The following is a 23448-nucleotide window of genomic DNA, read 5'->3' as shown; positions in this document are numbered from 1 at the left end:
ATGTGAGCGAGAAGAACCAAGACCGAAGCAGAGCCGCGCGTGAGCGGCTGGCCCAGCAGCGTGAGCAGGACCGTGCGCGGGAGCGCCGCCGCCGCACGCTGATCGTCTCGACGGCCGTGGTGGGGGTGCTGGCCCTCGCGGCCGTGATCGGCGTCGTCGCCGCCAATGCCGGGAAGAGCGGCAAGGACAAGGAGGCCGGCCCCGCCGTCACCCCCTCGGGGGCGATGGGTGAGGACGGACTCGCCCTCCAGGTCGGGGCCGACGACGCCCCGTCCACGCTCACGATCTGGGAGGACTTCCGCTGCCCGGTCTGCGCCCAGTTCGAGAACGCCTTCCGCGACACGATCACGGAGCTCGCCGACAGCGGCCAGCTCAAGGTGGAGTACCACCTGGCCACGATCATCGACGGCAACCTCGGCGGCAGCGGATCGCTGCGCGCGGCCAACGCCGCCGGCTGCGCCCAGGACGTGGGGAAGTTCGCCGCGTACCACGACGTCCTCTACCGCAACCAGCCCGCGGAGACCGACGACGCCTTCGGCAGGAACAGCAAGCTGATCGACCTGGCCGGCAAGGTGGACGGCCTGGACACCCCCGCCTTCCGCAGCTGTGTGGAGGACGGCACGCACGACAGCTGGGTCCAGAAGTCCAACAAGGCGTTCGCCGAGGGCGGATTCGAGGGGACACCGGCCGCGCTGCTCAACGGCGAGTCGATCTTCCCGAAGAAGGGCGACGAGCAGATCTCCGCCGCCAACATCAAGAAGTGGGTCGAAGAGGCGAACAAGGGCAAGAAGCCGGGCACCGTAGGGGCGACGCCGTCGGCTTCGTAGGCCGCCGGGGGCGCTCCGGCGGGTGGTCCGCCGGAGGGCTCGTTACCCAGAAGTTGCCGGACGGCTTGCCGTACGTCCCGTCCGGCAGGGTAGCGTCGACCTCGTCATGAACCTTGCCTTCATTCCCAGCCCGTCGACCGGCGTGATCGAGCTCGGCCCGATCCCGCTCCGCGGCTACGCGTTCTGCATCATCATCGGTGTCTTCGTCGCCGTCTGGTTCGGCAACAAGCGCTGGGTCGCCAGAGGCGGCACCGCCGGCACCGTCGCCGACATCGCCGTCTGGGCCGTGCCCTTCGGCCTGGTCGGCGGCAGGCTCTACCACGTCATCACCGACTACCAGCTGTACTTCAGCGACGGTGAGAACTGGGTGGACGCCTTCAAGATCTGGCAGGGCGGCCTCGGCATCTGGGGCGCGATCGCGCTCGGCGCGGTCGGTGCCTGGATCGGCTGCCGCCGCCGCGGGATCCCCCTCCCGGCCTGGGCCGACGCGCTGGCCCCCGGTATCGCCTTCGCCCAGGCGATCGGCCGCTGGGGCAACTGGTTCAACCAGGAGCTGTACGGCAGGCCGACGGACGTGCCCTGGGCGCTGAAGATCAGCGAGGGCACCAACCGGGTCGCCGGCACCTACCACCCGACCTTCCTCTACGAGTCGCTCTGGTGCGTCGGCGTCGCCCTGCTGGTCATCTGGGCCGACCGCCGCTTCAAGCTCGGACACGGCCGGGCCTTCGCCCTGTACGTCGCCGCGTACTGCGCGGGCCGCGGCTGGATCGAGTACATGCGTGTCGACGAGGCGCACCACGTGCTGGGCCTCCGGCTCAACGTGTGGACCGCGATCATCGTGTTCGTGCTCGCCGTGACGTACATCGTGATCTCGGCGAAGGTGCGGCCGGGCCGCGAGGAGATCGTCGAGCCCGCCGCGGCGGAGCCGTCCGGGGACGGCGCCGAGCCCGAGGCCGACGCGTCCGGGACGACCGGCGCGAAGGCCGACGCGGAGGCCTCCGGGAAGGCCGGGGCCGACGTGGAGGAGAGCGAAGACGACTCCTCCGGTACGGGCGACTCCTCCGGTACGGGGGAGAAGGCGCCGGAGGCCGACGGGACCCCGCAGAAGGCCGACCGGAGCTGACACCCGCTGTTCCGTGAGGGGGCCGCCGGACCGCACAGGTCCGGCGGCCCCCTCACGCGTGCGGCACTCAGGGGCGCCGGGCCAGCGAGAGGGTGCGCCGCGCGCTCGCCACCACCGCGGCGTCGACGAACCTCCCGTCCGGCAGGGCCTGCGCGCCCTCCTCGGTCCGGGACGCCTCGACGACCTGCTCCGCCGCGTCGATCTCGCGGGCCGTCGGCCGGAACGTCCGCTCGATGACCGGCAGCTGCCGGGGGTGGATCGCCGCCCGGCCGAGCAGGCCGAGGTCCCTCCCGTGGGCACAGGACGACCTCAGCCCGGACAGGTCCCGGACGTCGGGGAACACCGACATGACGGGCGGATCGAGCCCGGCCGCCCGTGCGGCGATCACCACACGGCTGCGCGGCCAGTCCAGGCCCGTGTCGTCCCGCACCCCCAGATCGGCCCGGAGGTCCGCCTCGCCCAGCGCGATCCCGCGTACGGCGTGGTGGGCCCCGGCGATCGAGTAGGCGTGCTCGATCGCGAGGGCCGACTCCAGCAGCGGATACAGCGGCACCCCCGGGGCCAGGGCCGCGACGTGGTGCACCGACGCCGCGTGGGTGATCTTGGGCAGCCGCATCCCGGACAGCCCCGGCAGCCCCGCCAGTGCCCGCACGTCGTCCTCGCCGTGGACCCGGACGTGGACCGGCACCGCCGCCGGGTCCGCCGTGACCGGATCCGACAGCAGTTCCGCCGTCGCGGCCCGCGCGTACGCCTTCCGGTCGGGGGCGACCGCGTCCTCCAGGTCGACGATCACCACGTCCGCGCCCGAACCGAGCGCCTTGCGGACGACGCCCGGCCGGTCCCCGGGCACGTACAGCCAGGTCAGGGCCACCGCCGGGCCGCTCACAGCGCGCCCTCCTCCCGCAGTGCCGCGACGGCCCGCGCGGAGAGGCCGAGCTCCGCCAGGATCTCCTCCGTGTCCGCTCCGTGCGGCCGGCCCGCCCAGCGGATCGCCCCCGGGGTCTCCGAGAGGCGGAAGAGCACGTTCTGCATCCTCAGCGGTCCCAGTTCGGGGTCGTCGACCTCGGTGATCGTGCCCAGGGCCCGGTACTGGGGGTTCTCCATCACGTCCCGCACGTCGTGGACCGGTGCGATGGCCGCCTCGGCCTTCTCGAACGCGTCCACGGCCTCCTCCCGGGTGCGCCGGGCGATCCAGTGGCCCACCGCCTCGTCCAGTTCGTCGGCGTGCTCGGCCCGGGTGCTGCCGGCGCGGAACCACGGCTCCTCGATCAGTTCCGGGCGCCCCACCAGGCGCATCACCCGTTCCGCGACCGACTGGGCGGAGGTGGAGACGGCCACCCAGTGGCCGTCCGCGGTGCGGTAGGTGTTGCGCGGCGCGTTGTTGCGGGAGCGGTTTCCGGTCCGCGGCTGGACGTAGCCGAGCTGGTCGTACCAGAGGGGCTGCGGGCCCAGCACGGTCAGGATCGGCTCGATGATCGCCATGTCCACCACCTGCCCGGCCCCGGTGCGGTCCCGTCCGGCCAGCGCCGTCATCACCGCGTACGCCGTGGCGAGCGCCGCGATCGAATCGGCGAGGCCGAACGGCGGCAGGGTCGGCGGGCCGTCCGGTTCGCCGGTGACGGCGGCGAAGCCGCTCATCGCCTCGGCGAGCGTGCCGAAGCCGGGCCGGTGGGCGTAGGGGCCCGTCTGCCCGAAGCCCGTGACCCGGGCCAGCACCAGGCGCGGGTTGACGGCGCGCAGCTCCTCCCAGCCCAGCCCCCAGCGCTCCAGGGTTCCGGGCCGGAAGTTCTCGATGACGACATCGGTCTCCGCGGCCAGCCGCAGCAGCACGTCCCGGCCGCCGGGGGCGGAGAGGTCCAGGGCCAGCGTGCGCTTGTTGCGGCCGAGCATCTTCCACCACAGGCCGACGCCGTCCTTCGCGGGGCCGTGCCCGCGTGAGGGATCGGGCTTCCGGGGGTGCTCGACCTTGACGACCTCGGCCCCGAAGTCACCCAGCAGGGTGGCCGCGAGCGGCCCGGCGAAGAGCGTGGCGAGGTCCAGGACCCGCAGGCCGGCCAGCGGCGGCGTCGCGGGGGTCCCGGGACGTGAGGGGTGTTCGGCAGTGGTCACGCGGCATCGATCTCGCTTCGGTAGGGCATGGACGTCGAGGCGCCGGCTCTCTGGACGCAGAGCGCCGCGGCCGAGGACGCCCAGGCCACCGCCTCGGGCACGGGCCTGCCCTCGCCGAGCGCCACGGCGAGCGTCCCGACGAAGGTGTCCCCGGCGCCCGTCGTGTCGACCGCGATGACCTCGGGGGCCGGGAAGAGGACCGGTTCGCCGCCCCGCGCCGCGTACAGGCAGCCCTTCCGGCCGAGGGTGATCAGGACCTCGGGGACCTGGCGCAGCAGGATCCGGGCCGCTGCGTGCGGTTCCTCGTAGCCGGTGAGCGCGGCCGCCTCGTGCTCGTTGGGGACGATCAGGTCGACGGCGTCCAGGAGCCCGGCGGGCAGCGGCTGTACGGGGGAGGGCGTGAGGATGGTCCGCACACCGCGGGCCTTCGCCGTCCGCGCCGCCTCGGTGACGGCGGCCAGGGGGAGTTCCAGCTGGAGGAGCAGCAGGCCGCCCGCCGCGACGGCCGCCCGCTCGCCGGGGCCGAGCCCGGTCACGGTGCCGTTCGCGCCGGGGACCACCACGATCGCGTTGGATCCCTCGTCGTCGACGACGATGTGCGCGGTGCCGCTGGGGCCCGCGACGGTGTGCAGCAGCTCCGTGTCCACCCCGGCGTGCTCCAGGTTGGTGCGGAGCGCCGAGCCGTACTCGTCGGTCCCGACCGCGCCGATCATCACCACCTCGCCTCCCGCGCGGGCGGCGGCGACGGCCTGGTTGGCGCCCTTGCCGCCGGGCACCGTCCGGAACTCCCGTCCGGTGACGGTCTCCCCGCGCCCGGGTGCCCGGGCGACGTAGGCGACCAGGTCCATGTTGGTGCTGCCGAGCACCGTGATCGCTGTCATGGGCGGCGTACCTCCTGATGGGTCAGTTCCGCGAGGGTGTCGAAGCCGATGGCGTCGAAGCCGGACACGGAGGTGGCGAGGCGGTTCTTGAGCGGGGCGGTCCAGTGGTCGGGCAGCGCGGAGGCCCGGCCGGCCAGCAGCCCCGCGAGCGAGCCGGCCGTCGCCCCGTTGGAGTCGGTGTCCCAGCCGCCGGACACGGCGAGGCAGACGGAGCGGCCGAAGTCCCCGTCGGCGTGGGTGAGGGCGGCGGCGAGCAGTGCCGTGTTCGGCAGGACGTGCACCCAGTGGTGGGTGGGGCCGTAGACCGCGTGCAGCCGGTCCACGACCGTGTCGAAGTCCGGTTCGGCGCGGGCCGTCCCGATGCCCAGGCGCACCGCGTGCGCGTACCGGGACCGGGGCGGCACCACTCGCAGCCCCGCCGCCAGGCAGCCGTGCACATCGGTCTCGCCACCGGCGGCCTCGGCCAGCGCGGCGGCGGTGAACATCGCCCCGTACACCCCGTTGGCCGTGTGGGTGAGGACCGCGTCCCGGTGGGCCTGTTCCGCGGCCGCCCCCGGGTCGCCGGGGTGGACCCAGCCGTGCACGTCGGCCCGGATCCGGGCGCCGATCCACTCCCGGAACGGGTTGCGGTGCCGGGCGGTGTCCGGCGGTTCGACGCCGTCGAGCAGATTGCGGTAGGCGACGCGCTCGGCCGTGAAGACGCGGCCCGCCGGGAGCTCGTCGAGCCACAGCCCGGCCAGGTCGGACGTGCTGAACCCGCGTCCGTGCCGCTGGAGCAGAAGCACCGTCAGCAGGGCGTGGTCGAGGTCGTCGTCCTCCGGCATCCCGTCGATGTTCTCGGCGAGGGAGGTGGCCGCCGAACGCCGGTTCCACGGGTGGGCGGCAGCCAGCGCGGGCGGCACCCCCCGGGCCGTGAACCAGGTGGTGAGCGGCCAGTTGCCGGTGGCGCGGGCCAGGGCGCGGATACCGGCCAGCGGCAGCTTCTCGACCGGCTTGCCCAGGAGGCAGCCGGCCGCCCGGCCCAGCCACGCCGCGTGCAGACGGTCGGGTCCGGTGGCCACCGGGCGGGCGCGCGGCGCCGGCCAGCGCGGGCAGGAGGCCCGGATCGCGGACAGTTCGGTCGGCTCGTCCTGGGCCAACGGACTCTCGCGCAGGGCGAGTTCGTCCAGCAGCTGCCCGGCGAGCACCCGCAGCCGGCGTGGCGCGGCGGGCACCGAGGCCCCCGCACGCTCCGGGGCCGGGGACCCGCCGGCCGCGTACCAGCGCCGTTCGACGTCCGTGGCGTCCCGGCCGTCCTGTGCGGCCTGGCGCAGCTCGTGTCCCACCAGGTCCTCGGGCTGCACCCAGGTCAGGCGTACGGTCACCGGCCGTCGCCCGCCAGCAGCGCGAACGCCTCCTCGTGCGCGCGGCGCCGCGCCGTGTCCCGTACGAAGATCTCGCGGGCCACCTCCGCGAGGGCCCGGGCCGGGGCGTGCAGATCGAGGCGGCTGCCCTCGGCGACCGTCTTCACCCACTCCCCGGGGACGGCCCCCTCGCCGTGCAGCGCACCCGCCAGGGCGCCGCTCATCGTGGCGATCGAGTCGCAGTCGCGGCCGTAGTTGACCGAGCCGAGCACCGTGCGGCGGTAGTCGCCCCCGCCGACGAGCAGCATGCCCAGCGCGACCGGGAGTTCCTCGACCGAGTGCAGGCGCGAGGGCCGCCGGGCGCCGAGCGAGGGGTCCCGGTAGTGGGGCCCGACCGTGTCGAAGGGGGCGACGGCGGCGCGCAGCGGCACCAGCGCGGACTCGAAGTCCGTGTGGCGCGAGGCCACTTCGCACACCGACTCGATCGCCGACCGGGTGCCGTCCTTGGCCAGGGCGAGGGCGGCCTCCACGACGGAGACGGGGGTCGCCCCCGGGACACAGGCGGCCGCGACGGCGGCGGCCAGCACCCCGGCCGCCTCCCGGCCGTACGAGGACTGGTGGGCGCCCGCGACGTCCAGCGCCTCCGCGTACGCGGCCTCCGGGTGGGCCGCGTTCACCAGGCCGACCGGCGCCATGTACATCGCCGCCCCGCAGTTGACGATGTTCCCCGAGCCCGCCTCCCGGGGATCGGCGTGTCCGTAGTGCAGCCGCGTGACGATCCACTTCTCGGCGAGGAAGATCCGCTGAAGGGGCAGCGCCTCGGTCTCCAGCTCCGGGATCCAGCGGGGCCGTGACATCAGGTCGGGTACGAGGTGGTCGGCGACGGCGTACGCGTCGAGATGGTCGCGCACCGTCTCGTACACCCGGATCAGCGCATGGGTCATCAAGGTGTCGTCGGTGACGTGCCCGTCGCCCTTGTGGTACGGCGCGATGGGGCGCGCGGTGCGCCAGTCGTCGCCGTACCAGGGGCCGACGATGCCGGTCACCCGGCCGCCGTGGCGCTCGGCGATCTGCTCGGGGGACCAGCCCTCGACCGGGCCGCCGAGGGCGTCGCCCACGGCCGCGCCGACGAGGGCTCCGGTGACGCGTTCATCCAGGGTGAGCGCCGTGGTGGCCGTGCCGGCCGCGAGCGGTACGGATGTTTTGTGTGCCATGCCGGAATTGTCCACCCAGGGTGGCCGGTTCCGTGGCTGCCAGCAGCCCGGCGAGTTCGATGAGATCCGTCCCGGCGAGGCGGGGCAGCGCGCACCCGGCCAGCGTCCTGCACGCCTCCCGCCACCCCTCGGGCACGGTCGCCGTCCCGCCCAGCGCCCCGGTGAGGGCCCCGGCGAGCGCGGGCGCCGAGTCGGCGACCCGGGACAGGCAGGCGGCGGCCGGGACGGCCTGCGCGAACTCGCCCCGGGCGGCGGTCGCCAGGGCGAGGGCTACCGGTACGGTTTCCGCCGCGGCGATCCCGTAGCTGTAGACGTGGTCCACGATCTGGTGCTCCAGTACCGGGACGAGCGCGAAGGCGCCGGCCGCCTCGTCCGCGAACTCCCGGGCCAGGCGCACGGCGTGGACGGCGTTGCGGGCGATCTCGGTGCCTTCGGGGAGGCGGTCGAGCGCGGCGTCCACCGCCGTCTCCACGTCCGACCCGGCGAGGGCCTCGGCGATGGCGGCGGCGATGGCACGGGCGCCGTGCACCCCGTCGCCGTCCTGGGTGTACCGGGCGTCGAACTCGGCGAGCTCCGCCGCGGACGCCGGGTCCCCGGGGTGCACGACCGCGAGGACGGCGGCCCGCACACAGGCGGCGTCGTCGAAGTAGTGGGGATTGTCGTGGCCGGTGGCGGGCGGGCGCAGTCCGGCGGCCAGGTTGCCGAGCCCGGCCCGTACGGAGATCCGGGCCCGCAGCGGGAGGACGGCCGACTCGACCTCGGGAGCACGGGCGCTCGCGGCGGCGACCTTCGCGGCCAGCGCGTTCCACGACCGGTCGATCGCGTCCCGCATCCGTTGGCCGGGGGAGAGGTCCGGGGCGTGGTCGGCCGCGGCGGCCAGCACCGTCCTGGCGGCGAACGCGGCCCACTCGGCGTCGTCGGACGGCCCGAGCCGAAGCGGTTCCGGCGGCTGGTTCAGGGCGATGGGCACGGGCAGCGTCGTCGTCGCGTTCTGCTCGGCGAAGGTGTCCAGCTCCCGGGTGAGCCGCCTCGTCCACTCCGGCATCCGGGCCGCCCGGTGCCGCGCGGCCGGCCACCCGGCGGCGTCCCCGGCGGCCAGCCCGAGCAGCATCCCCTCGACGCGGGCCCGCCTGCCGGGGGCACCCGCGCTCCCGGCCGCCGGTTCGGCGGAGATGCGGACGGCCACGTGGGGGGCGGACTCCGCCGGCGCGGTGGGCACGCCCCGCGAAGCGGAAGCGCGGCGGCCGGCGGTCACCGGGCGCCCCGCCGGACACCGGCAGCCGCAGTACCCGGCCCGGGGGGCTGGGGGCCCGGCGGGGCGGCGGTGGGTGGTGCCGGGGCCGACGGTGCGGAGCCGGCGGACGTCACGGTGAGTGACGTGACGGCGGACGCGGCGGGGGCGGGCCGCGCGCCCCCGGACGGCACGGAGGCGGACGACGGTGCTCCGCCCGGCGCTCCGTGCCGTGGCGGAACGGGTGGGGCGACGGGCTGCCGGTGGAGTGCGACCGCGCGCCCCGGGGGCGGCCCGGCGAGGGGCTCCGGGTGCGGTGGGGCCGCGGGCCTTGCGGGCTCCCCGTGCGCCGCGGCGGCGGGCTCCCGGTCCGGGGCGGGAGGCGCCCCCGCCCGGTCCTCCCCGTCGTCCGGGATCAGCAGCTCCGCGATGTCCAGTACGTGGTACCCCCGCATCGACGGCAGGCAGCTGCCCCGCACCGGGCCGATCGCCTCCGCCCAGTCCCCGGGGATCGCCGACGCCCCGTGCAGGGCGCCCGCCAGCGCGCCCGCCACGGCGGCCGTCGTGTCGGCGTCGCGGCCCATGTTCACGGCCGTGAGCACCGCCGTACGGAAGTCACCGCGCGCCGCGGTGAAGGCGCCGAAGGCCAGCCCCACCGCCTCCGGCGCCAGGTCCGTCCACGGATAGCCGCCGATCACGACCGCGGAGCGCACCGCGCGTTCCCCGGTCAGCCGGTCCGGATACGAGCGCTGCGCCGCCGTGACCGCGCGGCGCAGGGAGCGCGCGGTCCAGGAGTCCATCGGCACGACCGAGAGGGCGGCGGCGATCACGGACGCGAGCCCCGCCCCCACCATCGCCGCCGCCACCCCCGCCGCCACCGCCTGCCCGCCGTAGATGCCCTCCCCCTCGTGGCTGACCCGCCCGTCCACCGCGACCAGGCGGGCGGCCTCGGCCGGGCGTCCCGCCGCGAACACCCCGAACGGCGCCGCCCGCATCGCGAGACCGTCGCTCCAGGCGTGCCGGTGCTGGGCCGAGATCGGGGCGGCCAGACCGCGCCGCAGGTTCTCCAGCGTGCCGCGCTCGCTGAATCCGGCACCCCGGAACGGCCCCTCGTCCAGATCGGCGATCCAGTGGTGCCACGCCCGCTCGACATGCGAGACGGTCAGCGCCGAACCGTGCCTGGCCAGCAGCAGCCCCGAAAAGATCGCGTACTCCGTGTCATCGGTCCCGGCCGGATCGTCGCTGACGAAGCCCTCGATGCGGCCCCACCGGCGGCGGATCTCGGACGGGCGCATGTTCTCCGCCGGAGCGCCGAGCGCGTCCCCCACCGCGAGTCCCAGCAACGCCCCCCGGGCCCGGTCGCCCGTGCCGGGGCCCGGACCCTCCGCCATGAGCTCCATCGTGCCGCCCTTCGCTCGCACCCGTGAGAACCGGATATGCGAGGTGTGCCCACTCACGGCGAAGAGAGGCGTGCATTTCGTGCAAATCAACCACGCGAGTGAGGTCCGCGCGGTAGGTAAGTTCGGCCTTCCTTGCTGGCGGGAGGCGTTTTTCGTGCGTACTTTCGACGGTGCGGAGCGGAGGAGCCCATGGGGTCCGCTCCCGGGAAAAAGGGGAGAGCTGTGTCCATCATCGAGACCGACGCCGTACTGCACGAGGCGCACCGGGACAACCACACCCACCGCGACGTCAACGGCGGCTGGCTGCGGCCCGCGGTGTTCGGCGCGATGGACGGTCTCGTCTCCAACCTCGCTCTGATGACGGGCGTCGCCGGAGGGGCGGTCTCCCAGCAGACCATCGTCATCACCGGCCTCGCGGGGCTCGCCGCCGGTGCGTTCTCGATGGCCGCGGGGGAGTACACCTCCGTCGCCTCGCAGCGCGAGCTCGTCGAGGCCGAGCTGGCGGTCGAGCGTCGTGAGCTGCGCAAACATCCTAAGGACGAGATGCGGGAACTCGCCGCGCTCTACGAGTCCCGAGGGGTCGAGCCCGCGCTCGCCCGGGAAGTCGCGCGGCAGCTGTCCGAGGACCCGGAGCAGGCGCTCGAAATACACGCCCGCGAGGAGCTGGGCATCGACCCGGGTGACCTGCCCTCGCCGCTCGTCGCCGCCGTGTCCTCCTTCGGCGCCTTCGCGCTGGGTGCCCTGCTGCCCGTCCTGCCCTACCTGCTCGGCGCCGACCGGCTGTGGCCCGCGGTGCTCCTCGCCCTGGCCGGCCTGTTCGGCTGCGGCGCGGTGGTGGCCCGGGTGACGGCACGCACCTGGTGGTTCAGCGGACTGCGCCAGCTCGTGCTCGGCGGTGCCGCCGCCGCGATCACCTACGGCCTGGGCACCCTGTTCGGCGTGGCCGCGGGCTGACCCCTCGAACAGGTTTCCGTCGGGTCCCCGCCGGGCAGGGGGACGACCCGGGGCCGCCCCGCGGCGTCCGGGCCGTGTGACGTACGTCGTGGCGCACGGCTCTGGGCGGATGGGGCGACCCGGCCCTAAAGTGAGACGCTATACAGCGCTACACATAAGTAGCCATTACTCGGCGGTTTCAATTCTGTGACCGCTGGGAAAGAGCCGTAGACACCGCAGGCAACGACGCCTGCTCTCTGCGGTCTCCCGGACGGTGGACCTCCGTACCGTCCGCTCAGGACCCCCGCCACCACGGCTCCGTGGTGTCCGCATGTTGGAACAGCCTTTCCGCTTTTTGAGAAGCGTTCCATCATGTAACCTGCACGAAATTTCGCAGAGGGCCAACGTCGTCCCTCGGCACAGCACATGCCACGACGACGACGGGAGAGCCGATGCGTTCCGACGCCTGGTCGCCCATGGACGGTCGCCCTGTCCAGCAGGGAATGTACGACCCCCGTAACGAGCACGACGCCTGCGGCGTCGGGTTCGTGGCCACTCTGACCGGTGTGGCCAGCCATGAGCTGGTCGAGCAGGCGCTGACCGTACTGCGCAACCTCGAACACCGCGGCGCCACAGGATCCGAGCCCGACTCGGGTGACGGCGCCGGCATCCTCCTCCAGGTCCCGGACGCCTTCCTCCGCGAAGAAGCCGGGTTCGAGCTCCCCGAGGCCGGCTCCTACGCCGTCGGCATCGCCTTCCTGCCCGCGGAGAACTCCACCGACTCCGTCAAGCAGATCGAGAAGATCGCCGCCGAGGAGGGCCTCGACGTCCTCGGCTGGCGCCAGGTCCCGGTCACCCCGGACATCCTCGGCAACGGCGCCCGCGCCGTCATGCCGGAATTCCGCCAGCTGATCGTCGCCGACGGATCCAGCGCCGGTATCGCGCTGGACCGCAAGGCCTTCGTCCTGCGCAAGCGCTCCGAGCGCGAGGCCGGGGTGTACTTCCCCTCGCTCTCCGCACGCACGATCGTCTACAAGGGCATGCTCACCACCGGGCAGCTGGAGCCGTTCTTCCCGGACCTCTCCGACCACCGCTTCGCCACCGCCGTCGCGCTGGTCCACTCCCGCTTCTCCACCAACACCTTCCCCAGCTGGCCGCTCGCCCACCCGTACCGCTTCGTCGCGCACAACGGCGAGATCAACACGGTCAAGGGCAACCGCAACTGGATGAAGGCCCGCGAGTCCCAGCTCGCCTCCGGCCTCTTCGGCGACGCGCAGCTCGACCGCATCTTCCCCGTCTGCACCCCGGACGCCTCCGACTCCGCCTCCTTCGACGAGGTCCTGGAGCTGCTCCACCTCGGCGGCCGCTCGCTGCCGCACTCGGTGCTGATGATGGTCCCCGAGGCGTGGGAGAACCACGCGTCCATGGACCCGGCCCGCCGCGCGTTCTACCAGTACCACGCCACGATGATGGAGCCCTGGGACGGCCCGGCCTGCGTCACCTTCACCGACGGTGTCCAGGTCGGCGCGGTCCTCGACCGCAACGGCCTGCGCCCCGGCCGCTACTGGGTCACCGACGACGGCCTCGTCGTCCTCTCCTCCGAGGTCGGCGTCCTGGACATCGACCCGGCCAAGGTCGTCCGCAAGGGCCGCCTCCAGCCCGGACGGATGTTCCTCGTGGACACCGCCGAGCACCGCATCATCGAGGACGACGAGATCAAGGCGTCCCTGGCCGCCGAGAAGCCGTACGAGGAGTGGCTCGAGACCGGCGAGATCGAGCTCGAGGACCTCCCCGAGCGCGAGCACATCGTCCACACCCACGCCTCGGTCACCCGCCGCCAGCAGACCTTCGGCTACACCGAGGAAGAGCTCCGCGTCCTCCTCGCCCCGATGGCCCGCACCGCCGGTGAGCCCCTCGGCTCCATGGGCACCGACTCGCCGATCGCCGCGCTCTCCGAGCGCCCCCGGCTGCTCTTCGACTACTTCACCCAGCTGTTCGCCCAGGTCACCAACCCGCCGCTGGACGCCATCCGTGAGGAGCTCGTCACCTCGCTGCGCTCCACGCTCGGCCCCGCGGGCAACCTCCTGGAGCCGACCGCCGCCGCGTGCCGCAGCGTCACGCTGCCCTTCCCGGTGATCGACAACGACGAGCTGGCCAAGCTCATACACATCAACGCCGACGGCGACATGCCGGGCATGTCGGCCGCCACCCTGTCCGGCCTGTACCGCGTCAGCGGCGGCGGCGACGCCCTCGCCGCCCGGATCGAGCAGATCACCAACGAGGTCGACGCCGCCATAGAGGACGGCGCCCGCCTCATCGTCCTGTCCGACCGGCACTCCGACGCCGAGCACGCGCCGATTCCTTCGCTGCTGCTCACCTCGGCCGTCCACCACCACCTCATCCGCACCAAGCAGCGCACCCAGGTGGGCCTGCTGGTCGAGGCCGGAGACGTCCGCGAGGTCCACCACGTCGCCCTGCTCATCGGCTACGGCGCCGCGGCCGTCAACCCCTACCTCGCGATGGAGTCCGTCGAGGACCTCGTCCGCGCCGGTACGTTCATCGACGGCATCGAGCCCGAGCTGGCCATCCGCAACCTGATCTACGCCCTGGGCAAGGGCGTCCTGAAGGTCATGTCGAAGATGGGCATCTCGACCGTCGCCTCCTACCGGGGCGCCCAGGTCTTCGAGGCCGTCGGCCTCGACGAGGCCTTCGTCGCCCAGTACTTCAACGGCACCGCCACCAAGATCGGCGGCGCCGGACTCGACGTCGTCGCCAAGGAGGTCGCCGCCCGGCACACCAAGGCGTACCCCGCCTCCGGGATCTCCGCCTCGCACCGCGCGCTGGAGATCGGCGGCGAGTACCAGTGGCGCCGCGAGGGCGAGCCGCACCTGTTCGACCCGGAGACGGTCTTCCGCCTCCAGCACGCCACCCGCAACCGCCGGTACGACATCTTCAAGAAGTACACCGGCCGGGTCAACGAGCAGTCCGAGCGCCTCATGACGCTCCGCGGCCTGTTCGGCTTCAGGAGCGGCCGCGAGCCGATCTCCATCGACGAAGTCGAGTCCGCCGCCGACATCGTCAAGCGCTTCTCCACCGGCGCCATGTCGTACGGCTCCATCTCCCAGGAGGCGCACGAGACGCTCGCCGTCGCCATGAACCAGCTGGGCGGCAAGTCCAACACCGGTGAGGGCGGCGAGGACGCCGAGCGGCTCTACGACCCGGTGCGCCGCTCGTCCATCAAGCAGGTCGCCTCCGGCCGCTTCGGTGTCACCAGCGAGTACCTGGTCAACGCGGACGACATCCAGATCAAGATGGCGCAGGGCGCCAAGCCCGGCGAGGGCGGCCAGCTGCCCGGCCACAAGGTCTACCCGTGGGTCGCCAGGACCCGGCACTCCACCCCGGGCGTCGGCCTGATCTCGCCCCCGCCGCACCACGACATCTACTCCATCGAGGATCTGGCCCAGCTGATCCACGACCTCAAGAACGCCAACCCGGCGGCCCGCGTCCACGTGAAGCTGGTCTCCGAGGTGGGCGTCGGAACGGTCGCGGCGGGAGTCTCCAAGGCCCACGCGGACGTCGTCCTCATCTCCGGCCACGACGGCGGCACGGGCGCCTCGCCGCTCACCTCCCTCAAGCACGCGGGCGGCCCCTGGGAGCTCGGCCTCGCCGAGACCCAGCAGACCCTGCTGCTCAACGGCCTGCGCGACCGCATCGTCGTCCAGACCGACGGCCAGCTCAAGACCGGCCGCGACGTCGTCATCGCCGCGCTGCTGGGCGCCGAGGAGTTCGGTTTCGCGACCGCGCCGCTCGTCGTCTCCGGCTGCGTCATGATGCGCGTCTGCCACCTCGACACCTGCCCGGTCGGTATCGCCACGCAGAACCCCGTCCTGCGCGAGCGGTTCTCCGGCAAGGCCGAGTACATCGTCAACTTCTTCGAGTTCATCGCCGAAGAGGTCCGCGAGATCCTCGCCGAGCTCGGCTTCCGCACCATCGAGGAGGCCGTCGGCCACGCCGAACTCCTCGACACCGAGCGGGCCGTCACCCACTGGAAGGCCCAGGGCCTCGACCTCGCCCCGCTCTTCTACGTGCCGGAGCTGCCCGAGGGCGCCGCGCGCCACCGCGTCAACGAGCAGGACCACGGACTGGCCAAGGCCCTCGACAACGAGCTGATCAAGCTCGCCGCCGACGCCCTCGGCGCCGACAGCGCCGAGGCCGCCCAGCCCGTCCGGGCCCAGATCGCGATCCGCAACATCAACCGCACGGTCGGCACCATGCTCGGCCACGAGGTGACCAGGAAGTTCGGCGGTGCGGGCCTGCCCGACGACACCATCGACATCACCTTCACCGGGTCCGCCGGCCAGTCCTTCGGCGCCTTCGTGCCGCGCGGTGTGACGCTGCGCCTGGAGGGCGACGCCAACGACTACGTCGGCAAGGGCCTCTCCGGCGGCCGTGTCATCGTCCGACCGGACCGCGGCGCCGACCACCTCGCCGAGTACTCCACCATCGCCGGCAACACCATCGGCTACGGCGCGACCGGCGGCGAGCTGTTCCTCCGCGGCCGCACCGGCGAGCGCTTCTGCGTCCGCAACTCCGGTGCCACGGTCGTCTCCGAAGGCGTGGGCGACCACGGCTGCGAGTACATGACCGGCGGCCACGCGGTCGTCCTCGGCGAGACCGGCCGCAACTTCGCCGCGGGCATGTCCGGCGGTATCGCCTACGTCGTCGACCTCGACCTCGACAACGTCAACACCGGCAACCTCGGCGCCGTCGAGGCACTCGACGACACCGACCGGCAGTGGCTGCACGACGTCGTGCGCCGCCACCAGGAGGAGACCGGCTCCACGGTCGCCGGGAAGCTGCTGGCCGACTGGGACTCCGCGGCCGCCCGCTTCAGCAAGATCATCCCGTCCACCTACAAGGCAGTGCTCGCCGCCAAGGACGCCGCTGAGCTCGCCGGTCTCTCCGAGCAGGAGACCACCGAGAAGATGATGGAGGCGGCGACCAATGGCTGACCCCAAGGGCTTCCTGACCACCGGACGCGAGGTCGCCCAGACCCGCCCCGTCGGCGAGCGCGTGAAGGACTGGAACGAGGTCTACGTTCCGGGATCGCTGCTCCCGATCATCAGCAAGCAGGCCGGCCGCTGCATGGACTGCGGCATCCCGTTCTGCCACAACGGCTGTCCGCTCGGAAACCTCATCCCCGAGTGGAACGACTACGCCTACCGCGAGGACTGGTCGGCGGCGTCCGAGCGGCTGCACGCCACGAACAACTTCCCGGAGTTCACGGGCCGCCTGTGCCCCGCCCCGTGCGAGTCGGCGTGTGTCCTCGGCATCAACCAGCCCGCCGTCACCATCAAGAACGTCGAAGTCAGCATCATCGACAAGGCGTGGGACAGCGGCGACGTCACCCCGCAGCCGCCCGAGCGCCTCTCCGGCAAGACCGTCGCCGTCATCGGCTCCGGCCCGGCGGGTCTCGCCGCCGCCCAGCAGCTGACCCGCGCCGGCCACACGGTCGCCGTCTTCGAGCGCGCGGACCGCATCGGAGGACTCCTCCGCTACGGCATCCCCGAGTTCAAGATGGAGAAGTCGCACATCAACCGCCGCATCGAGCAGATGCGCGCGGAAGGCACCAAGTTCCGTACGGAGGTGGAGATCGGCAAGGACATCGACGCCGCCAAGCTCCGCCGCCGCTACGACGCCGTCGTCATCGCGGCCGGTGCCACCGTCTCCCGCGACCTGCCCGTCCCCGGCCGCGAGCTGAACGGCGTGCACTTCGCGATGGAGTACCTCCCGCTCGCCAACAAGGTGCAGGAGGGCGACCTCACGGTCTCCCCGATCACCGCCGAGGGCAAGCACGTCGTCGTCATCGGCGGCGGCGACACCGGCGCCGACTGCGTCGGTACCGCCCACCGCCAGGGCGCGGCCTCCGTCACCCAGCTGGAGATCATGCCGCAGCCGGGCGCGGAGCGTAACGCCGGTCAGCCCTGGCCGACGTTCCCCATGCTCTACAAGGTGACCTCCGCGCACGAGGAGGGCGGTGAGCGGATCTACTCCGTCTCCACCACCCACTTCGAGGGCGACGAGGACGGCAACGTCCAGTCCCTGCACCTGATCGAGGTGGAGTTCAAGGACGGCAAGCTGGAGCAGAAGGCCGGCACCGAGCGGGTCATCCCGGCCCAGCTCGTCACCCTGGCCATGGGCTTCACCGGCACCGACCAGGCCAACGGCCTCGTCCAGCAGTTCGGCCTCGAACTCGACGAGCGCGGCAACATCGCGCGCGACGACGACTACGCGACCAACGTCGGCGGCGTCTACGTCGCCGGTGACGCGGGCCGCGGCCAGTCCCTCATCGTGTGGGCCATCGCCGAGGGCCGCTCCGCGGCGCGCGGTGTGGACCGCTTCCTGACCGGGATCAGTGCCCTGCACGCCCCGATCCGCCCGACGGACCGTTCCCTGACGGTCTGATCACGCCCAGAGACGTCCCGTACAACGGCGTACGGAACTGAACACGGCGCCCGCCCGTCCCCGACCGGACAAGGGCGGGCGCCGCGGCGTGTCCGGGACCGGGCGGCGACGGCACCCGCCGCTGCCCGCGCCGCTCTCCCCGGGCAGCCGCGCCGCGCACTCCGGGGTCAGCCGACCAGGGCCAGCGCGGACACGGCGGCCAGCGTGCCCGTCACCGCGAGCACCAGCCCCGTGCCCAGGAACCGGCCCATGTCGATCCGCGTACCGTGCCAGCGGCACCGCTCGAACCACAGCAGCGTCGCCAGGGACGCCCACGGGGTGACGAGCGACCCCACGTTCACGCCGACCAGCAGGGCCAGCAGCTGCTCGTGGTTCCCCACCGGGATGACCGCCTCGCCCGCCAGGTAGGCCGGCAGGTTGTTCAGGACGTTCGACAGCCCCGCGCCGACCGCGGCCGACCGCAGCATCCCCACGAAACCGTTGTCCGAGCCGAGCGCCGACGCCAGCAGCCCGTGCAGGCCGTGCGCGTCGACGGTCCCCACCACGAGAAACATCCCCGGTACCAGCACCAGCAGCCGCCACGGCACCAGGGACAGCCGCAGCTCCTGCCTGCGCCGTACGGCGAACGCCGCCACGACGACCACCATCGCGGTCAGCGACGCCGACCAGAGCGGCACGTCCGCGACCAGGATCGCCAGCAGGAAGCCCGCGCAGGCCACCGAGCAGATCCGCAGCAGGACCGGATCCCGGGCCACCGTGGGACCGGGTGGCGCGTACCGGTCCGCGCCCCGCCTGCCACGCCGCCAGTAGAAGACCCACAGGCACGACGCCGTCACGGCGATCGACGCCAGCTGCGGCAGCCACATCACCGCGGCGAGACCGGACGGGGAGAGCGCCACCCGGTCCGCGGCCAGCAGATTCGTCAGGTTCGACACCGGCAGCAGCAGACTCGCGGTGTTGGCGAGCCAGACCGTCGTCATGGCCAGAGGCACCGCCGCGATCCCCACCCGGGCGGCCAGCGCCAGCATGACCGGGGTCAGCAGCACCGCCGTGGTGTCCAGGTTCAGCGTGATCGTGGTGAGCGAGGCGAACAGCACGCACAGCCCGAAGAGCAACGGGTACCGGCCCCGTCCCGCCCGCGCCACCCAGGCCGACACCACGTCGAAGACCTGGGCCCGGCCAGTCAGCTCGGCCATCACGATCACGGTGCCCAGGAACACCACCAGCGGCCCGACACGGCGCATCTCCTCCGAGGCCTGCTCCGAGGGCAGCAGCCCGGTCGCCACCGCGAGCAGCCCGAGGGCCAGCAGAACGCCCGCCAGCCAGTCGAGCGGGTGCAGCCGCCGGAGCCCGCCAGGCGGCCGGTCACCGGGGCCGCCGTCACCGGAGCCCGACGCAGCAGAGGAATCTCTCACCATGGGACGATGGTCCCAGAAAGCGGACTCAGCTCCGGGACCGGCGAGTTCGGGCCTCAGGCCGCCCCGGTCAGGGAGGCCGTGCGCACCGCGACCACCACGGCCAGCAGCGCCACCAGGACCACCCCGCCGGCCAGTTGCGTCGCGGACGTCCGCAGCTTCGCCGGGGCGTACGCCAGCCCGTACGTCACCAGGCCGCCGGTCACCAGCCCGCCGAGGTGCCCCTCCCACGAGGTGAACGCGGCGGAGATGACCATCCACAGCAGGAATCCCGCCATGAAGCGGTTGACCGCCCGCATGTCCCGGCCCAGACGCCGGTTGATGACGTAGAACGAGGCCGCCAGACCGAAGATCGCCCCCGAGGCGCCGACCGCCGTCGTCTCCGGCGAGACGAGGTACACCAGCACCGAACCGCCCACCGCGGACAGCAGGTACAGCGCCAGGTACCGTGCCCGGCCGAGCTGCCCCTCCACGACCCTGCCGAGGTTCCACAGCGCGAGCATGTTGAACACCAGGTGCATCACGCCGAACGACGCGTCGGGCGGCAGGTGCAGGAAGGCACCCGTCAGCAGCCGGTACCACTCCCCGTCGGCCACCCCGGTCAGCTCGAAACCCGGATAGGTCTCGCCCTTGTAGTAGTACTGCCCGCCCGCCGGGTCGACCAGCACCGCCCCGAGCATCCCGAAGCGGTCCACCGTCTCGGACCTCACCACCTCGACGACGTACGCGAGGATGTTCAGCGCCATCAGCACGTACGTCACGATCGGAGTCGCCGCGCTCGGCACCGCCCCGCCGAACAGCGAGCGCGCCTGACGCACCGAGCGCTGTCCCTCCCGCACGCACTCCACGCAGTGGTGCCCGACCGACGCCTCACGCATGCAGTCGGGGCAGATGTACCGGTCGCAGCGCGTGCAGCGCACATAGGTCTCGTACGCCGGGTGGCGGTAACACGTGGTGGCGGCGGCCTCCATGGCCGGCTCCTTCATTCGTGGACGGGGAGGAGCGCCGCGCGGGGCGACGGCGCTCAAGATAGCGAACGAGGGTGAGGGGCGGCACACCTGGGTGGCGCGGTGCGTACGCCCGGAACTCCCGCGGCCACCAGGGCGGAAGCCGCGCCCCCGACCGGACGCCCCACCGCCCGCCCGCACGGGACGCGGGACACGCGACGACGGCGTCCGATCCGGTGAACACGCGGCGAATCACGACAGAGGATGTCCTGATTCCGCTGTTCGATGGCCCCATGACGACCAGCGCGACACCGGGTACGTGGCAGGACTTCCGCACGGCACAACCCGCCTTCGCCGAGACCGTGGAGAGACGGTTCCGGCAGTACGAGCACCACGTCCTCGCCACGCTGCGCGCGGACGGATCACCCCGGGTCACCGGTCTGGAGACGGAGTTCCGGATGGACGCCCTGTGGTTCGGCATGATGCCGCACTCCCGCAAGGCCCTGGACCTGCGCCGCGACCCGCGGTTCGCCGTCCAGGCCAACCCGGGTCCGGACGCGGGGATGGCCGACGGGGACGTCCGTGTCTCCGGGCGGGCGGTGGAGATCACCGACCCCGCCGTCCTGGCCCGGTTCGCCGAGGAGGTCGCCCCGCCCGAGCCCTTCCTCCTCTTCCGCGCCGACCCGACGGAGGTGGTCCGTACCGGGCTGGACGGCGACGACCTCGTCGTACAGGTCTGGCGCCCCGGCCGGCCGCTGCGCACCCTGCGCAGGGCGGCCGACGACAGCCCCGTCCGGGAGTCGTGACGGCCCGGCCCCCAGGCCACGCGGTGCGGGGCGCCGCGTGGCCTGGCCGGCGGGGGCGACGGGGGAGGGGAGCGGGGGAGTGACCAGGGTGGCGGGCCGGTGGACCCGCCGCCCGCGCGTAAGCACCCGGCCCGGCCGTTTCCCGGAGCCGGCGGGGTCCCGCCCCCGGAGAAGGCCGCAGCCCTCCGGGAGAACGGCGCGCCAAGCGCCACGGAACGATTACCGAACCCGCCGTGAACGGTCCCCGGCAGCCCGCTGGTCAGCGGACTTCCCGGCGCGCCGGGGCGGAGTGATCTGCCGCCCGCCGACAGAACGTGCTACGGTTGCCGAGTTGCAGTTTTGGTACCCATGAACTTTATGTGCGCCTGACGGGAACCCTCCTCAGGCGCTTTATTGTTTTCCGGCTTTCTCCGGATGGGGCTCAATGCGGCGACTTGGAATCCGTAAAGTGCGGATTTCCGGCACTGCACCTCTTTTAGGAGAATGACATGGCTACTGGAACCGTGAAGTGGTTCAACTCGGAAAAGGGCTTCGGCTTCATCGAGCAGGACGGCGGCGGCGCCGACGTCTTCGCCCACTACTCCAACATCGCCACCCAGGGCTTCCGTGAGCTCCAGGAGGGCCAGAAGGTCTCCTTCGACGTCACGCAGGGCCAGAAGGGCCCGCAGGCGGAGAACATCGTCCCGGCCTAATTGCCGGACGCGTACCTCGCAGCCGGGGCCCGCACCGTGAAGGTGCGGGCCCCGGTTTGTGCTGTTTCCGCTCAGTTGTTTCTCCCGGTCGGGTTCTCCGCCGGGCATCTGCTCTGTGCTTGCATCCTGGGGCGCACATCAAGCAGTCCGCAGCAGTCGGCAGTAATCCCAGGAATCCCCCAGGAGGGCAATTCCGTATGACCCGCTCCGAACGCCAGGACCGACCGACCCGCAGCCGCCCGATAAAGGGGCGCGGCGCGGACCGGGCGCAGTCGAACAACCGAGGGTCCGGCAAGGCACCGGCCCGCCGCAGGACCGCGCCCGCCCAGGGCGGCGAGTTCGCCCTGCCGGAGACGCTGACCCCCGCACTGCCCGCCGTCGACGCGTTCGCCGAGCTGGACATGCCCGCCGCGCTGCTGAAGACCCTCGCCGCGCAGGGCGTCACCGACCCCTTCCCGATCCAGGGCGCCACCCTGCCGAACTCGCTGGCCGGCCGGGACATCCTCGGCCGCGGCCGCACCGGCTCGGGCAAGACCCTGGCCTTCGGCCTGGCACTCCTCGCCCGTACCGCCGGACGCCGCTCCGAGCCGCACGCCCCGCTGGCCCTCGTGCTCGTCCCCACCCGCGAGCTCGCCCAGCAGGTCACCGACGCCCTGACCCCGTACGCGACCTCCGTGAACCTGCGCGTCGCCACCGTCGTCGGCGGCATGTCGATCAGCAGGCAGTCCGGCGCACTGCGCCGCGGCGCCGAGGTGCTCGTCGCCACGCCCGGCCGGCTGAAGGACCTCATCGAGCGCGGCGACTGCCGGCTCGACGAGGTGTCGATCACCGTCCTCGACGAGGCCGACCAGATGGCCGACATGGGCTTCATGCCGCAGGTCGTCGCGCTGCTCAAGCAGGTCGAGCCGGACGGGCAGCGGATGCTGTTCTCCGCGACCCTCGACAAGAACATCGACCGGCTGGTGAAGATGTTCCTCACCGACCCGGTCGTGCACTCGGTCGACCCGTCGGCCGGTGCCGTCACCACCATGGAGCACCACGTGCTGCACGTGGCGGACGAGACGGACAAGAAGGCCGTCGCGACCCGGATCGCCGCCCGTGACGGCCGGGTGATCATGTTCGTGGACACCAAGCGTTCCGCCGACCGCTTCGCCAAGCGACTCCTCGCCAGCGGCGTGCGCGCCGCGGCCCTGCACGGCGGCCGCTCCCAGCCGCAGCGCAACCGCACCCTGGACCAGTTCAAGAACGGCCAGGTCACCGCGCTCGTCGCGACGAACGTGGCGGCCCGGGGCATCCACATCGACGATCTCGACCTCGTCGTCAACGTGGACCCGCCGACCGACCACAAGGACTACCTCCACCGTGGCGGGCGCACCGCGCGCGCCGGGGAGTCGGGCAGTGTCGTCACGCTCGTGCTGCCCGAGGAGAAGCGCGACATGACCCGGCTGATGCAGGACGCGGGCATCGCCCCGCTCACCACCCGGATCAAGTCCAGCGACGAGGAGCTCAGCCGGATCACGGGTGCCCGTGAGCCGTCCGGTGTCGCGATCGTCATCGAGGTGCCGCAGCCGACGCAGCCCAAGCCGCGTACCCGCGGCGGAAGCCAGGGCTCCGGCCAGGCGGCCGGCGGATCCTTCCGCTCGGGCAGCCGTGGCCGTGGCCGGCGCGGCGGTACGGGCTCCGGCTCGGGCGCCGCACAGGGCGGCACCGGCGCTGCCCGTGGCGGTGCGGGCGGCGGCGCGCGGGGCGGGTCCGGCACCGGTGGTGCGGCTCGCGGCGGAGCCGGTGGCGCGGGCGGTTCCGCCCGTGGCGCCGGGGCCGGCCGGGCAGGCGGCACGGGGCGCGGCAACGCTCCCGGCCGTGGCCGCCGGGCCGCGTGACATCAGGGCGTGGTGGGCGCGGCCCCCCAACCCCACCCCCCCCGCCCACACCCCGCCGCCGGACCCGTGCGGCGGCGGGGGGGCCGCCCCCCCCCCCCCCGCGCCCCCCGCAAAGCACAGCAAAATGCGAAGAACGCCACCCCCAACAAGCAGTTACAGCGCCCCAAGTGGAACATATAAAC

General features: G+C 73.0%; 16 protein-coding genes and 1 pseudogene. 8 read left to right on the top strand and 9 right to left on the bottom strand.

Features of this window, described 5'->3' with window-relative positions:
- The first annotated feature begins 2 nt into the window (after positions 1-2).
- Both ACFVS9_RS11645 and lgt read left to right on the top strand, forming a co-directional pair.
- Positions 3-827 (top strand): DsbA family protein, encoded by an 825-nt coding sequence (locus ACFVS9_RS11645; protein ID WP_389931601.1) that lies wholly within the window; start codon positions 3-5, stop codon positions 825-827.
- A 106-nt stretch (positions 828-933) separates the two neighbouring features.
- The gene (gene lgt / locus ACFVS9_RS11640; protein ID WP_389931599.1) at positions 934-1950 is read left to right on the top strand and encodes a prolipoprotein diacylglyceryl transferase; all 1017 of its coding nucleotides are present in this window, start codon (positions 934-936) and stop codon (positions 1948-1950) included.
- A 67-nt stretch (positions 1951-2017) separates the two neighbouring features.
- Here the strand turns inward: lgt and ACFVS9_RS11635 are convergent, their stop codons facing one another.
- The 7 genes and pseudogenes from ACFVS9_RS11635 to ACFVS9_RS11605 form a co-directional block, all read right to left on the bottom strand.
- A complete protein-coding gene (locus tag ACFVS9_RS11635; RefSeq protein WP_383118350.1) occupies positions 2018-2836 on the bottom strand; it encodes an HpcH/HpaI aldolase/citrate lyase family protein in 819 nt (272 codons plus the stop codon).
- Positions 2833-4059 (bottom strand): CaiB/BaiF CoA transferase family protein, encoded by a 1227-nt coding sequence (locus ACFVS9_RS11630; protein ID WP_383118351.1) that lies wholly within the window; start codon positions 4057-4059, stop codon positions 2833-2835. The genes ACFVS9_RS11635 and ACFVS9_RS11630 overlap by 4 nt, the downstream gene beginning before the upstream one ends.
- Positions 4056-4940, bottom strand: a complete 885-nt coding sequence (rbsK, locus tag ACFVS9_RS11625) for a ribokinase (RefSeq protein WP_389931596.1) — start codon at positions 4938-4940, stop codon at positions 4056-4058. Before rbsK ends, ACFVS9_RS11630 begins: the two co-directional genes overlap by 4 nt.
- Positions 4937-6304: an ADP-ribosylglycohydrolase family protein gene (locus tag ACFVS9_RS11620; RefSeq protein WP_389931594.1), complete on the bottom strand. Its 1368-nt coding sequence runs from the start codon at positions 6302-6304 to the stop codon at positions 4937-4939. Before ACFVS9_RS11620 ends, rbsK begins: the two co-directional genes overlap by 4 nt.
- Positions 6301-7497, bottom strand: a complete 1197-nt coding sequence (locus tag ACFVS9_RS11615; RefSeq protein ID WP_389931592.1) for an ADP-ribosylglycohydrolase family protein — start codon at positions 7495-7497, stop codon at positions 6301-6303. The genes ACFVS9_RS11620 and ACFVS9_RS11615 overlap by 4 nt, the downstream gene beginning before the upstream one ends.
- Positions 7433-8608 carry an ADP-ribosylglycohydrolase family protein gene (locus ACFVS9_RS11610; protein ID WP_383118361.1) on the bottom strand — a complete coding sequence of 392 codons (1176 nt, stop codon included), beginning with the start codon at positions 8606-8608 and terminating at the stop codon, positions 7433-7435. The genes ACFVS9_RS11615 and ACFVS9_RS11610 overlap by 65 nt, the downstream gene beginning before the upstream one ends.
- A 449-nt stretch (positions 8609-9057) precedes the next feature.
- Positions 9058-10128 (bottom strand): annotated as a pseudogene (locus tag ACFVS9_RS11605) (ADP-ribosylglycohydrolase family protein); the annotation flags it as partial.
- 222 nt (positions 10129-10350) lie between these two features.
- Between ACFVS9_RS11605 and ACFVS9_RS11600 the strand changes: the two are divergent.
- The 3 genes from ACFVS9_RS11600 (at position 10351) to ACFVS9_RS11590 (ending at position 17526) form a co-directional block, all read left to right on the top strand.
- Entirely contained in the window at positions 10351-11082 is a 732-nt protein-coding gene (locus ACFVS9_RS11600) for a VIT1/CCC1 transporter family protein (protein WP_383118355.1), read from the top strand.
- Positions 11083-11513: 431 nt separating this feature from the next.
- On the top strand, positions 11514-16073 hold the full coding sequence (gene gltB / locus ACFVS9_RS11595) for a glutamate synthase large subunit (RefSeq protein ID WP_389931590.1): 4560 nt from the start codon (positions 11514-11516) through the stop codon (positions 16071-16073).
- On the top strand, positions 16066-17526 hold the full coding sequence (locus tag ACFVS9_RS11590) for a glutamate synthase subunit beta (protein WP_389931588.1): 1461 nt from the start codon (positions 16066-16068) through the stop codon (positions 17524-17526). Before gltB ends, ACFVS9_RS11590 begins: the two co-directional genes overlap by 8 nt.
- A 167-nt stretch (positions 17527-17693) precedes the next feature.
- On the opposite strand, the gene ACFVS9_RS11585 is transcribed toward ACFVS9_RS11590, so the two are convergent.
- A complete protein-coding gene (locus ACFVS9_RS11585; protein WP_389931586.1) occupies positions 17694-18944 on the bottom strand; it encodes an SLC13 family permease in 1251 nt (416 codons plus the stop codon).
- 53 nt (positions 18945-18997) lie between these two features.
- On the bottom strand, positions 18998-19912 hold the full coding sequence (locus tag ACFVS9_RS11580) for a rhomboid family intramembrane serine protease (protein ID WP_383118359.1): 915 nt from the start codon (positions 19910-19912) through the stop codon (positions 18998-19000).
- A 269-nt stretch (positions 19913-20181) separates the two neighbouring features.
- On the opposite strand from ACFVS9_RS11580, the gene ACFVS9_RS11575 reads away from it, so the two are divergent.
- The 3 genes from ACFVS9_RS11575 to ACFVS9_RS11565 all read left to right on the top strand — a co-directional run bounded on the left by ACFVS9_RS11575 (position 20182) and on the right by ACFVS9_RS11565 (position 23266).
- On the top strand, positions 20182-20694 hold the full coding sequence (locus ACFVS9_RS11575) for a pyridoxamine 5'-phosphate oxidase family protein (RefSeq protein WP_383118360.1): 513 nt from the start codon (positions 20182-20184) through the stop codon (positions 20692-20694).
- 488 nt (positions 20695-21182) lie between these two features.
- Entirely contained in the window at positions 21183-21386 is a 204-nt protein-coding gene (locus ACFVS9_RS11570) for a cold-shock protein (protein ID WP_015607926.1), read from the top strand.
- A 197-nt stretch (positions 21387-21583) separates the two neighbouring features.
- Positions 21584-23266: a DEAD/DEAH box helicase gene (locus ACFVS9_RS11565; RefSeq protein ID WP_389931584.1), complete on the top strand. Its 1683-nt coding sequence runs from the start codon at positions 21584-21586 to the stop codon at positions 23264-23266.
- Positions 23267-23448: the final 182 nt, after the last annotated feature.

The organism is Streptomyces sp. NPDC058008 (genome assembly GCF_042886395.1).
In the GTDB taxonomy this organism is placed as follows: Bacteria; Actinomycetota; Actinomycetes; order Streptomycetales; family Streptomycetaceae; genus Streptomyces.
The sequence above is the reverse complement of the archived record's forward strand: the minus strand, read 5'-3'. Positions and strand labels throughout refer to the sequence as shown.

What these genes read in the sequence shown, in the direction of transcription:
- lgt (WP_389931599.1), top strand. Translation starts at nt 934, where the DNA reads ATGAACCTTGCCTTCATTCCCAGCCCGTCGACCGGCGTGATCGAGCTC.
- rbsK (WP_389931596.1), bottom strand. Translation starts at nt 4,940, where the DNA reads ATGACAGCGATCACGGTGCTCGGCAGCACCAACATGGACCTGGTCGCC.
- ACFVS9_RS11615 (WP_389931592.1), bottom strand. Translation starts at nt 7,497, where the DNA reads ATGGCACACAAAACATCCGTACCGCTCGCGGCCGGCACGGCCACCACG.
- ACFVS9_RS11610 (WP_383118361.1), bottom strand. Translation starts at nt 8,608, where the DNA reads ATGCTGCTCGGGCTGGCCGCCGGGGACGCCGCCGGGTGGCCGGCCGCG.
- gltB (WP_389931590.1), top strand. Translation starts at nt 11,514, where the DNA reads ATGCGTTCCGACGCCTGGTCGCCCATGGACGGTCGCCCTGTCCAGCAG.
- ACFVS9_RS11590 (WP_389931588.1), top strand. Translation starts at nt 16,066, where the DNA reads ATGGCTGACCCCAAGGGCTTCCTGACCACCGGACGCGAGGTCGCCCAG.
- ACFVS9_RS11585 (WP_389931586.1), bottom strand. Translation starts at nt 18,944, where the DNA reads ATGGTGAGAGATTCCTCTGCTGCGTCGGGCTCCGGTGACGGCGGCCCC.
- ACFVS9_RS11580 (WP_383118359.1), bottom strand. Translation starts at nt 19,912, where the DNA reads ATGGAGGCCGCCGCCACCACGTGTTACCGCCACCCGGCGTACGAGACC.
- ACFVS9_RS11575 (WP_383118360.1), top strand. Translation starts at nt 20,182, where the DNA reads ATGACGACCAGCGCGACACCGGGTACGTGGCAGGACTTCCGCACGGCA.
- ACFVS9_RS11570 (WP_015607926.1), top strand. Translation starts at nt 21,183, where the DNA reads ATGGCTACTGGAACCGTGAAGTGGTTCAACTCGGAAAAGGGCTTCGGC.
- ACFVS9_RS11565 (WP_389931584.1), top strand. Translation starts at nt 21,584, where the DNA reads ATGACCCGCTCCGAACGCCAGGACCGACCGACCCGCAGCCGCCCGATA.